This window comes from Ensifer sp. EB106-05-01-XG146 (assembly GCF_058791875.1).
In genome coordinates this window covers 3,659,295-3,670,983 of the sequence record NZ_JBYTDX010000001.1, presented here as the reverse complement: position 1 = coordinate 3,670,983, position 11,689 = coordinate 3,659,295, and the positions used below count along the sequence as shown (strand labels likewise).

The following is an 11,689-nucleotide window of genomic DNA, read 5'->3' as shown; positions in this document are numbered from 1 at the left end:
AAAATCGGAGAATTTCACGTGAAAACAGCTTAAATCCATTTAAATCGAAGGTAATTTCGCGAAAATTGCTCGAAAATCGAAGAAAAAGCACGAAAACGCCAGAGGCTTCTCCGGAGCCTATCTGACATCGGCTGTTGACAGGGGGGTGACAGTCGGGTGAACAGAGTTTCGAGATCGTAGGATTGGACTGGTCGATGCCCGAAATGCCTTCCCTGCCCGGCGCCGTCATCGTCATCTCGAGCCATGTCGTGCGCGGCAAGGTGGGCAACAGGGCCGTGGTCTTCGCGCTCGAAACTCTGGGGCATCCAGTCTGGGCCCTCCCGACCGTCATCCTCCCCTGGCACCCGGGCCACGGCCGCTCGACGCGGGTCACCATTTCCGATCAGGATTTCGGGTCGGTGATCGATGACCTCATGGCAGCACCCTGGGCCGGAGAGGTGCGCGCCGTGCTTTCGGGCTACCTAGGCTCGGCCGGACAGGCCGAAAGCGTGGCCCGGCTGGTGACGGCGCTGAAGGAGCGCAATCCCAAACTGATCTACGCCTGCGACCCCGTGATCGGCGATGCTGGCGGTCTCTATGTGCCGGAAACCACGGCGGTTGCCATTCGCGACCGGTTGCTGCCGCTTGCAAATCTCGCGACCCCGAACCGTTACGAGCTTGCCTGGCTTGCCGGGGCGACGTTGGAGACGAACACGGCGATCCTTGACGCAGCGCTCGGCCTCGGTCCGGCCCGCGTCTTGGTGACGTCTGCCGTGCCGATGATGAGCGGCGGGACCGGTAATCTCTTTCTCTCGGGCAACCACGCCCTGCTTGCCGAACATCGTTTGGTCGAAAACCCGCCGAATGGTACGGGCGACCTGTTGGCGGCGGTGTTTCTCGCCCGGATCCTTGAAGGACTTTCAGAGGAACGTGCCTTGCAGATGGCGACTGCGAGCGTATTTGAGATCATCGCGCGGAGCGTCAAGCGCGGCGCGGATGAACTGACCATCGAGCAGGACGCGTCGAGCCTATCGACGCCAATGGCGATGGTGCAGATGCGCCGACTGGTTCATCCGAATCAGATGCGGCGCAAGTGAAGAAGCTGTTCACGGACCGCCACCCCTATGGCATCGTGGATTGAATTTTAGATCGCGATCATTTTCATGACGGAGGCGCAGGTGGGCGAAAGCCGGCCATGCCGCCTTGAAGCACGAGCGGAGCAATCGATGGACAAGCAGCAGCAGCGTTTTCCGGACTATCTTCTGAACGGCTACCACAACTTCATGAACGGTCGCTTCAGCGAGCAGCAGAAACGCTACAAGGCGCTGGCGGAAACCGGTCAAAAGCCGAAGACGATGGTGATTGCCTGTTGCGACTCGCGTGCTGCGCCGGAAACGATCTTCGACAGCGGCCCGGGCGAACTCTTCGTCGTGCGCAACGTCGCCAATCTCATGCCGCCCTACGAGCCGGATGGTCACTACCACTCCACTTCGGCGGCCCTCGAGTTCGCCGTGCAGTCGCTGCGCGTCAGCGACATCGTCGTCATGGGCCATGGCCGCTGTGGTGGTATCAAAGCGGCACTCGATCCCGATGCGGAGCCTCTGTCACCGGGCGATTTCATCGGTCGCTGGATGCATCTGCTGAGGCCCGCGGCTGAGCAGATCCAGAGCAACGACGTGATGACGCAGGCGGAGCGCCAGCGTGCGCTCGAGCGAGTTTCGATCCGCAACTCGCTTGCCAATCTGCGCACTTTCCCGTGCGTCCAGATCCTCGAGGCCAAGGGCAAGCTCCACCTGCACGGCGCCTGGTTCGACATCTCGACCGGCGAACTCTGGGTGATGGACCCGGTGACGGGCGATTTTTCCCGCCCGGGAATGTAAGCGGTCAGCAAAAAAAGGCCCGGCTCTTTCGAACCGGGCCTTTTGTCTGGTTGGTTATGCGTTCCGAAGGACGAAAATCCTAGAGACCGTCGATCTCGGCGCCGATGATGGCGATCGCTTGCTGGTAGACGCTTGCGGCGTTCCAGCCCTGGATCGCAGCGAAGTTCGCCTGGCCCTGCTGATAGCCGGCGCCCGGCTGCCAGCCATGGCCGCGCAGGAAATTGGCGGTGGATGCCAGCGCGTCAGCCTTGGAGCGAACCATGTCGACATGGCCGTTGCCATCGCCATCGACGCCGTATTTCAGGACGTTGGCGGGCAGGAACTGGGTCTGGCCGATTTCGCCATGGGCGGCGCCACGCGCATCCGGGCTCAGATCGCCGCGCTGCACGAGCTGCAGGGCCGCATAGAGCTGGTTGGTGAAGTAGTCCGAGCGACGGCAGTCATAGGCCAGCGTCGAAACGGCCGAGAGCGTGTGCTCCTTGCCCATGAAACCGCCGAAGCCGGTTTCCATGCCCCAGATGGCAATCAGCGGGCCAGCCGGCACGCCGTAGCGCCGCTCGATGCTGGTAAAGAGTGCGGCGTTCTGCTGCTTCATCTTCTTGCCGCGGGAAATGATCACTTGGCCGCCGCGCTTCTGCATGAACTGCTCGAGCGACAGCTTGAAGCTCTTCTGGCCGCGGTCGGCGCGGATCGTCGCCTTGTTGTAGGAGACGCCGGAGAGTGCACGGTCGAGCACCTGCGGGCTGATGCCGTTGCCGGAGGCCTGCTGCTTGAAGTTCTGCACCCAGGCTTCAAAGCCGCTTCCGTCATTGCCGCATTGGGCGGCAGATGCCACCGCCGGAAAAACTGCAGTCGAAATCAGGGCGGCAAGCCCCACTGCTGCGCACTTCGCCCTGTGCATGAAATACCCCGTCATAGCCCGAATCTCGTTGCTCTTAAAAATGCCAGCCTTCGCCGGCCGTGTCACCTACCGCAAGCGGCAGGTAACTTTATCGTGGTTTCACGTGAATCCGGGAAGGATCGGCCCCTCGTGAAACAGGAAACCCGCCAGGCTCGAAAGAGCCTGGCGGGAGTGAATGGTTCTAATGCCGTTTTCAGGCAGCCTGCTTGCGCGGCTTGATGAGGCCACGATTGACCAGCAGCTCGGCAATCTGGATCGCGTTCAGAGCGGCACCCTTGCGCAGGTTGTCGGAAACGACCCACAGGTTGAGGCCGTTCTCGACGGTTGCGTCTTCGCGGATGCGCGAGATGTAGGTCGCATCTTCGCCGGCGCACTCGTAAGGAGTGACGTAGCCGCCGTTCTCGTGCTTGTCGACGACGAGGCAACCCGGCGCTTCGCGCAGGATGTCGCGCGCTTCGTCAGCGGTGATCTCGTTTTCGAACTCGATGTTCACCGATTCCGAATGGCCGATGAAGACGGGAACGCGCACGGCGGTGCAGGTCACCTTGATCTTCGGGTCGAGCATCTTCTTGGTCTCGGCGAGAACCTTCCACTCTTCCTTCGTGTAGCCGTCTTCCATGAACACGTCGATGTGCGGAATGACGTTGAAGGCGATGCGCTTGGTGAACTTCTTCGATTCGATCGGATCGGCAACGAAGACGGCGCGGGTCTGGTTGAAGAGTTCGTCCATGCCGTCCTTGCCGGCGCCGGAAACCGACTGGTAGGTCGAGACGACGACGCGCTTGATCTTGGCGTGGTCGTGCAGCGGCTTCAGCGCGACGACAAGCTGGGCGGTCGAGCAATTCGGGTTGGCGATGATGTTCTTCTTGGTGAACTGCGCGATCGCGTCCGGGTTCACTTCCGGAACGATCAGCGGCACTTCGGCGTCGTAGCGCCAGGCCGAGGAGTTGTCGATGACGACGCAGCCCTGCTGGCCGATCTTCGGCGAATACTTCAGCGATACGGCGCCGCCAGCCGACATCAGGCAGATATCGGTGTCGGAGAAGTCGTAGTTTTCGAGGTTCTTGACCTTGAGGGTCTTGTCGCCGAAGGAAACTTCGGTGCCCTGGGAGCGGGCGGAAGCGAGGGCGACCACTTCATCCGCGGGAAAGCCGCGTTCGGAAAGGATGTTCAGCATCTCCCGGCCGACATTGCCGGTGGCGCCTGCGACTGCAATCTTGAAACCCATGATCTAAGCTCTCTTTTCTGTCTCTCCTCGTCGGGTGAGGGGGAAACCGCGCGACCTGCCGCGAGGGTTCCTGTCCCCGGCCAAACCGGGGAGAGAGCGGAGGGCCAGAGACGTCAGACGGTTTTCGTCGTCGTTTTGGCCGTTGTTTTGCAAGCGAACGAAAAATCGACATCCTGCCCCGCGGCAAGAGCCGGCAGGATCAAAGCAGCGATGGCTGGACCGATCGGTCGCATGGTGGTGATTTCCTCGTTCGTCGCTGCTCTTACGCGGTTTTGGGGAAGAGTCAAGACATTGCCGCGCGCCGGCACGCCCCCGCCCTGCCCGCGATCGATCGCCGCATTAGACGAAAGTCATAAGCCGAAAGCATCTCTGCCTGTGATGACACTTTTCTGACATCCTCATTTCAGGCGCACCACGTCCGGACGTTCGAGGGAGGAATGCTGGACCAGCCAATGGGCGCTCCTTTGGAGTGGAGGATTATCAAAATGGCAAATGTCGCGACAGCGGACGACGCAAAAACGCGTCCGATGACCGGCGAGGAGAAGAAGGTCATCTTCGCCTCGTCGCTCGGTACCGTCTTCGAATGGTACGATTTCTATCTCTACGGTTCGCTCGCCGTCTACATCGGCGCGACCTTCTTCAGTTCCTACCCGGAAACGACGCGTAACATCTTCGCGCTTCTGGCCTTTGCCGCGGGCTTCCTGGTTCGCCCGTTCGGCGCGCTCGTCTTCGGTCGCCTGGGTGACCTCGTCGGCCGCAAATACACCTTCCTCGTGACGATCCTGATCATGGGTCTGTCGACCTTCCTGGTCGGCATCCTGCCCGGCGCTGCCTCGATCGGCATTGCCGCGCCGATCCTGCTCATCGTGCTGCGCATGCTGCAGGGCCTGGCGCTCGGCGGCGAATATGGCGGTGCGGCAACCTACGTGGCCGAACACGCCCCGCATGGGCGTCGCGGCTACTTCACGTCCTGGATCCAGACCACGGCGACGCTCGGTCTGTTCCTGTCGCTGGTGGTGATCCTGCTCGTGCAGTTCGCGCTCGGCAAGGAAGCCTTCGCCGCCTGGGGCTGGCGCATTCCGTTCCTGCTGTCCTGCGTGCTTCTCGGCATTTCCGTCTGGATCCGTCTGAAGATGAACGAATCCCCGGCCTTCAAGAAGATGAAGGAAGAGGGCAAGGGCTCCAAGGCGCCGCTTCGGGAAGCCTTCGGCCAGTGGAAGAACGCCAAGATCGCGCTTCTGGCGCTGTTCGGTGCCGTCGTCGGACAAGCCGTGGTCTGGTACTCCGGTCAGTTCTACGCGCTGTTCTTCCTGACCGGCGTCCTGAAAGTAGACGGTCAGTCGGCCAACATCATGGTCGCCGCCTCGCTTTTGATTGGCACGGGCTTCTTCGTGCTATTCGGCTGGCTCTCCGACAAGATCGGCCGCAAGCCGATCATCATGGCCGGTCTGCTGCTTGCGATGCTCACCTACTTCCCGCTGTTCAAGGCGCTGACCTGGGCCGGTAACCCTGCACTCGCTGAAGCCCAGGCAACCGTTCGCGCAACGGTGACCGCGGCTCCCGGCGACTGCAAATTCCAGTTCAACCCGACGGGCACGGCGAAGTTCACAACCTCGTGCGACATCGCAACCGCGTTCCTCACCAAGAACTCCGTTCCCTACGACGTCGTCACGACGGCTGCGGCGGGCACGGCGGCGACGGTCAAGGTCGGCGACACCACGATCAACAGCTACGACGCAGTCGCTGCTGGCGATGGTGCCAAGGCCGCCAACGCCGCCTTCGAAAAGCAGACCAACATGGCGCTCCACAATGCCGGCTACCCGCTGGTTCGTGGCGCGGCAAAGGTTCCGGACGCCAAGCTTGACGGTTTTGTCACCGCCAACCCGGAACTGTCGCTTGACGCAGCCGCTGTCCGCGGCGGCGAAAAGACCATGGTTCCGGCCGAAAAGCTCATCGCCGACAAGCTGCTGACCAAGGATGAAGTGGGCGCTGCCACCGAAATGGCCGTCTACACGATCGCCGGCGGCGGCACCTACGCGATGGTCGCGGATCCTGCCAATGTCAACTGGACGACGATCATCGCGGTGCTCACCGTGCTCGTCATCTACGTGACGATGGTCTACGGCCCGATCGCAGCCCTGCTGGTCGAACTCTTCCCGACCCGCATCCGCTACACCGGCATGTCGCTGCCCTACCACATCGGCAACGGCTGGTTCGGCGGGCTGCTTCCGGCAACGGCCTTCGCGATGAGTGCTGCCCAGGGCGATATCTACTACGGCCTCTGGTACCCGATCGTCTTTGCAGGGATCACGCTGGTCATCGGCCTCCTGTTCCTGCCGGAAACGAAGGATCGCGACATCCACGCGATGGATTAAGCCCGGCGCTCCCGGAGAGAACAAATCCCGGGGGCACCTCAAATCTTCCCCGAGCTATCATGGCTCTCCTGACTCCGGCGCGGTCTTCCGCGCCGGCTTTTTTATTGGGTCGGCTCGCTGCGTCCGGCAAGCGGCCAACCGCCCGGGCCGAGGCGAAACAGGCGACCGTATTTGGCAAAGACAAACGCCATCATCACCGATGTCCAAAGGCCGAGCAGCAGCCCGGCGGCGACGTCGCTCGGATAGTGTGCGCCAACGATGACGCGGGAAACACCGATCGTCAGCGCCAGGACCAGAAAGAGTGGCCTCAGTCTCGGCAGCAGCATGGCGAAGACGCCGAAAAACGCACCGGCCGCAGTCGAGTGCCCGGACGGAAAGCTCTCATAGAGATCACTGGCGGCGAACGGCGTCAGGCTGTAGGCGCCGAGCTCGGCAAAGAGTTCCGGTCGTGCCCGGCCGATCAGGAGCTTCAGCGTATGCACCAACGCGCTGGCGGTGCCGATCGTCAAAAGGAAATAGGCGGCGAGGTCGCGGGCAGTGCGCGCCTTGTTTTGAAGCGGCCCCTGGCTTGCCGCCCGGCGCAGCACGAAGGCCCCCGCAAGCAGGATACCGGAAAGATAGATCATCCAGCCAAAGGTACCGAAATCGGTGATCCTTTCATTGAAGGTGACGATGTTGTCCGGCAGGCCTTGCGCGCGCTGTGACAGGAACGGATCGAGCGGGATGAGCGCGAACACGAGGATGGCTGTTGTCAGCACGATCCATCCGGTGGCCGCAAGTGGTCGGTTCATGGTTCTCCCATCCTGCCACCCAGATCGCGCGGCAATTGTCTGTTCCTGTCGGGGCACGATGCAGAGCGCTTCCCGCGCCAGGCGGCCCCGGTCCGTCTTTTTCCGATGTGTCGGTTCTTTTGGCAAATTCAAGGCCGTGAAACGCAAAACACCTCCGGATGCGCTCCGGAGGTGTTGGTTTTCGTAGGCCTGTTGGCGTCAGCGTGACGCCGTTCAGGATCGGTTGTCGCTTACGCCGACAGCGCCTTGAACTCGGCAAGGATGGCGTCGCCCATCTCGGTGGTGCCGACCTTCTTCGCCCCTTCGGCCATGATGTCGCCGGTGCGGATGCCCTGGTCGAGCACGGTGGCGATCGCCTTCTCCAGATTGTCGGCTTCCGTCACCAGGTTGAAGGAATAGCGCAGGCACATGGCGAACGAGGCGATCATCGCGATCGGGTTGGCAATGCCCTGGCCGGCAATGTCGGGTGCCGAGCCATGCACCGGCTCATAGAGCGCCTTGCGCTTGCCGCTGACACCATCCGGTGCGCCGAGCGAGGCGGACGGCAGCATGCCGAGCGAACCGGTGAGCATCGCCGCCACGTCCGACAGCATGTCGCCGAACAGGTTGTCGGTGACGATGACGTCGAACTGCTTGGGCTGGCGCACCAGCTGCATGCCGCCGGCGTCCGCCAGCATGTGCTCGAGCTGGACGTCGGAGTACTTCGCCTTGTGCGTCTCGGTCACCACCTGGTTCCACAACACGCCCGACTTCATGACGTTGCGCTTTTCCATCGAGCAGACGCGGTTGTTGCGGGTGCGGGCCAGCTCGAAGGCGACGCCCGCGATGCGCTCGATCTCGTAGGTGTCGTAGACCTGGGTGTCGATGCCACGCTTCTGGCCGTTGCCGAGATCGATGATCTCCTTCGGCTCGCCGAAATAGACGCCACCGGTCAGCTCGCGCACGATCAGGATGTCGAGGCCTTCGACCAGTTCCGGCTTGAGCGACGAGGCGGCGGAAAGCGCCGGGTAGCAGATCGCCGGGCGCAGGTTGGCGAAGAGCTCGAGATCCTTGCGCAGGCGCAGCAGACCGGCTTCCGGGCGCACCTCGTAGGGCACCGCATCCCACTTCGGACCGCCGACGGCGCCGAACAGCACCGCATCGGCGGCAAGCGCCTTCTTCATGTCCTCTTCCGAGATCGCCTGACCGTGGGCGTCATAGGCCGAACCGCCGACCAGGCCCTCGTCCGTCACGAAGCCGGCACCAAGCTCGGCATTCATGTAGGCGATGATTTTGCGGACTTCCGCCATGGCTTCCGGGCCGATGCCGTCGCCGGGCAGAAGGAAGAGGTTGCGCACAGTCATGGATAGTCCTTCTCGCGGGGGGAAAACTCGGCCGCGTTCTAGCGCAACTTCGTATCGAGGGAAATCGGCGAAACGAAAGATTTGTGCGCGGCCGCGAGCGGAACGTTCCCTACGGAACAGCTGATCGGCCGGGGCACTGCGATGATGGTCTAGAAGCCGTGTACCTGCCTGGCCGTCGATCCCTCGAGGAGAAAAACATGAGCAATTTCGTTCACGCCGTCGCCGCCCATATCCGCGCCACGACCAAGAACCTGACCTTTACTGGCCGGCCTTCCGGCAAGCGCTCACCCGCGTCGTCCTATAGTTGGCTTAGCTTTCCTCTTGACTGAAACGGTGCCTCCGGATCGAATGCGGGTAACGCAACTGGGAACCCGCCATGTCCGAGACGCTGCTGATTGGAGCCTTTCTCGCCGCCCTCTCCTATGTCCTTATTCCCGGACCGGCGTTTCTGGCGCTGCTCGGCATCGGCGCCGGCCAGGGGCGCAAGGCAGGCGCCTTGTTCATGGGCGGACACCTTGCCGGTGACGTTCTCTGGTCGACCCTGGCGCTGGTCGCAATCGTCGGCGCGCGCTCCGTCGGCACGACGATTTTCGATATCCTCGGTCTCTTCTGCGGCGCCTATCTCGGCTGGATCGGCTGGACGGCATTGCGCGCACGCCCCGCCGGGGAGAACCGCGCGCTCGTGACAGTCGAGCGTCCTTTGAGACGCGGACTGATTTTTGGACTCACCAATCCCAAGGGCTATCCGGTAGCGCTCGCAACCTTCACGGCGCTGCTGGCCAGCTCGGCCAACGCGCTCGAGTTCGATGCGCTGCCGGCGCTGCTCGGCGTCTCGCTGATCGGATTTCTCGTGGCCGATCTGATCCTGATCGTCATCATCGGCACCTCCGTCGTGCGGCGTTTCTACCGACGCCACGAACTCGCGATCGTCCGGCTCTCCGGTCTCCTGTTCATCGGCTTTGCCGTTCAGGCGGTCTGGCACGCTGCCCCCGGGCTTCTCGGTTTGCGCAGGCCTTGACGGCAAGCCCCCTCACGACCACCTCCATTGCCTCCGCGTCCTGATGTCATAGATCAGCGACGCCCCTCCCCGGCCCCGCGTCGGACCGCATGCGAAAGGATTTCTGATGACCACCAGCACCCCGCTCAATCCCGCGCTCACCGCATGGACCGGCCACGAAGGCCTGCCGCGTTTCGACCTGGTGAAGGACGAGGATTTTGCTCCGGCGTTCGACGCGGCTTTCAGGGAACATGAGGCGGAGATCGACGCGATTGCCGAAAACCCGGCGGCGCCGACCTTCGAAAACACGATCATTGCGCTGGAGATCGCCGGTGACGGACTGTCGCGCGTATCCTCGATCTTCTGGAACAAGGCCGGCGCCGACACCAACGAGACGATCCAGGCGCTGGAGCGCGATATCGCGCCGAAGATGTCCCGGCACTATTCGAAAATTGGCATGAATGCGGCGCTCTTCAAGCGCATCGACACGCTGTGGGAAGGGCGCGCAGGGCTTGGCCTCGATCTTGAAGCGACGCGCGTACTCGAGCGCCACTGGAAGGGTTTCGTCAAATCCGGCGCCAAGCTCGCAAAGCCCGAGCAGGAGCGGCTGGCAGCGATCAACGAGAAACTCGCCGGCCTCGGCGCCAGGTTCGGGCAGAACGTGCTCGCCGATGAGAAGAGCTGGGTTCTGTTCTTGGAGAGCGAGGAACAGCTCGCCGGCCTGCCGGACTTCCTGCGCGACGCCATGGCGGCGGTTGCCGAAGACCGCGGCCAGAAGGGCAAGTACGCCGTCACCCTGTCGCGCTCGATCATCGAACCGTTCCTGACCTTCTCCGACAATCGCGAGCTTCGCGAGCAGGCCTTCCGCGCCTGGATCGCGCGCGGTGAAAATGGCGGCGACACCGACAATCGCGGGCTGATCGCCGAGATGCTGGCGCTGCGGGCCGAAAAGGCGAAGCTGCTCGGCTATGATAACTTCGCGTCGCTGAAGCTCGACGATACCATGGCGAAGACGCCCACTGCCGTGAACGGCCTGCTGATGCAAGTCTGGGAAAAGGCGGTTGCCCGCGCCCGCGAGGAAGAGGCCGAGCTTGCCCGGCTTGTTGCCGACGAGGGCCGCAATCACGACGTCATGCCTTGGGACTGGCGCCATTACGCCGAGAAGCTCCGCGCCGAAAAGTTCAATTTCTCCGAAGGCGAACTCAAGCCTTACCTGCAGCTCGAAAAGATCATCGAGGCCTGCTTCGATGTCGCCAAGCGTCTGTTCGGCATTACCGCGACGGAGAAGAAGGGCATTGCCGCCTACCATCCCGACGTGCGCGTCTTCGAGATCAAGGATGCATCCGGCAAGCTGGTGGCATTGTTCCTTGGCGACTACTTCGCCCGGTCTTCGAAGCGCTCCGGTGCGTGGATGAGTTCGTTCCAGTCGCAGCACAAGCTCAAGCTGAAGAACGGCGCCGAAGGCGAGCTGCCGATCATCTACAACGTCTGCAATTTCGCCAAGCCCGCCGAGGGCAAGCCGGCGCTGCTGTCGCTCGATGATGCCCGAACGCTCTTCCACGAGTTCGGGCACGCATTGCATGGCATGCTATCCAACGTCACCTACCCTTCGGTGTCCGGCACGGGTGTGTCGCGTGACTTCGTCGAGCTGCCGTCGCAGCTTTACGAACATTGGCTGACGGTGCCGGAGATCCTGAAGCGTTATGCGGTGCACTACCAGACGGGCGAGCCGATGCCGCAGGCGCTGCTCGACAAGGTGCTGGCGGCGCGAACCTTCAACTCGGGCTTCGCCACGGTCGAGTTCACGTCGTCCGCACTGGTCGATATGGCCTATCATACGGCCGCGGTGACGGCGGAACCGATGGCGCTCGAAGCCAAGAAGCTCGATGAGATCGGCATGCCGAAATCCATCGTCATGCGCCATCGCAGCCCGCACTTCCTGCACGTCTTCTCGGGCGACGGCTACTCGGCCGGCTACTATTCCTACATGTGGTCGGAAGTGCTCGACGCCGATGCCTTCGCCGCCTTCGAGGAAACCGGCAACGCCTTCGATCCGGCCATGGCCGCCCGCCTCAAGGACAACATCTATTCGGTCGGAGGCTCGATCGATCCGGAGGATGCCTACAAGGCCTTTCGCGGCAAACTGCCGAGCCCGGATGCGATGCTCGCGAAAAAGGGCCTGGCTGCCTGAGCCA

Annotated in this window: 10 protein-coding genes; 6 read left to right on the top strand and 4 right to left on the bottom strand. The window is 62.4% G+C overall.

Annotated features, from left to right (window positions below; translation table 11 throughout):
* Nucleotides 1-194 precede the first annotated feature (194 nt).
* Nucleotides 195-1,076 carry a pyridoxal kinase PdxY gene (pdxY, locus tag AC3WVQ_RS18100; RefSeq protein WP_060609297.1) on the top strand — a complete coding sequence of 294 codons (882 nt, stop codon included), beginning with the start codon at nt 195-197 and terminating at the stop codon, nt 1,074-1,076.
* Between the two features lie 129 nt (nt 1,077-1,205).
* On the top strand, nt 1,206-1,859 hold the full coding sequence (locus tag AC3WVQ_RS18095) for a carbonic anhydrase (protein WP_034800167.1): 654 nt from the start codon (nt 1,206-1,208) through the stop codon (nt 1,857-1,859).
* Between the two features lie 79 nt (nt 1,860-1,938).
* Here the strand turns inward: AC3WVQ_RS18095 and AC3WVQ_RS18090 are convergent, their stop codons facing one another.
* Both AC3WVQ_RS18090 and AC3WVQ_RS18085 read right to left on the bottom strand, forming a co-directional pair.
* Nucleotides 1,939-2,760 (bottom strand): lytic murein transglycosylase, encoded by an 822-nt coding sequence (locus tag AC3WVQ_RS18090; RefSeq protein ID WP_034800180.1) that lies wholly within the window; start codon nt 2,758-2,760, stop codon nt 1,939-1,941.
* Nucleotides 2,761-2,953: 193 nt separating this feature from the next.
* Nucleotides 2,954-3,988 (bottom strand): aspartate-semialdehyde dehydrogenase, encoded by a 1,035-nt coding sequence (locus AC3WVQ_RS18085; RefSeq protein WP_034800169.1) that lies wholly within the window; start codon nt 3,986-3,988, stop codon nt 2,954-2,956.
* A gap of 485 nt (nt 3,989-4,473) precedes the next feature.
* Here AC3WVQ_RS18085 and AC3WVQ_RS18080 point away from each other — a divergent pair, with 485 nt between their 5' ends.
* Nucleotides 4,474-6,363, top strand: coding sequence for an MFS transporter (locus AC3WVQ_RS18080; RefSeq protein WP_034800173.1), 1,890 nt, complete (start codon nt 4,474-4,476; stop codon nt 6,361-6,363).
* A gap of 101 nt (nt 6,364-6,464) precedes the next feature.
* Here the strand turns inward: AC3WVQ_RS18080 and AC3WVQ_RS18075 are convergent, their stop codons facing one another.
* Both AC3WVQ_RS18075 and leuB read right to left on the bottom strand, forming a co-directional pair.
* A complete protein-coding gene (locus AC3WVQ_RS18075; RefSeq protein WP_034800174.1) occupies nt 6,465-7,154 on the bottom strand; it encodes a phosphatase PAP2 family protein in 690 nt (229 codons plus the stop codon).
* Nucleotides 7,155-7,384: 230 nt separating this feature from the next.
* Complete coding sequence (gene leuB / locus AC3WVQ_RS18070; protein WP_192372017.1) at nt 7,385-8,497, bottom strand: 3-isopropylmalate dehydrogenase; 1,113 nt, start codon at nt 8,495-8,497, stop codon at nt 7,385-7,387.
* 197 nt (nt 8,498-8,694) lie between these two features.
* On the opposite strand from leuB, the gene AC3WVQ_RS18065 reads away from it, so the two are divergent.
* From AC3WVQ_RS18065 to AC3WVQ_RS18055, 3 genes are all read left to right on the top strand, one after another.
* A complete protein-coding gene (locus AC3WVQ_RS18065) occupies nt 8,695-8,826 on the top strand; it encodes a hypothetical protein (protein ID WP_255380610.1) in 132 nt (43 codons plus the stop codon).
* 47 nt (nt 8,827-8,873) lie between these two features.
* Entirely contained in the window at nt 8,874-9,515 is a 642-nt protein-coding gene (locus AC3WVQ_RS18060; RefSeq protein ID WP_034803056.1) for a LysE family translocator, read from the top strand.
* 106 nt (nt 9,516-9,621) lie between these two features.
* Nucleotides 9,622-11,685: a M3 family metallopeptidase gene (locus AC3WVQ_RS18055; RefSeq protein ID WP_110818888.1), complete on the top strand. Its 2,064-nt coding sequence runs from the start codon at nt 9,622-9,624 to the stop codon at nt 11,683-11,685.
* The last annotated feature ends 4 nt before the right edge of the window (nt 11,686-11,689 follow it).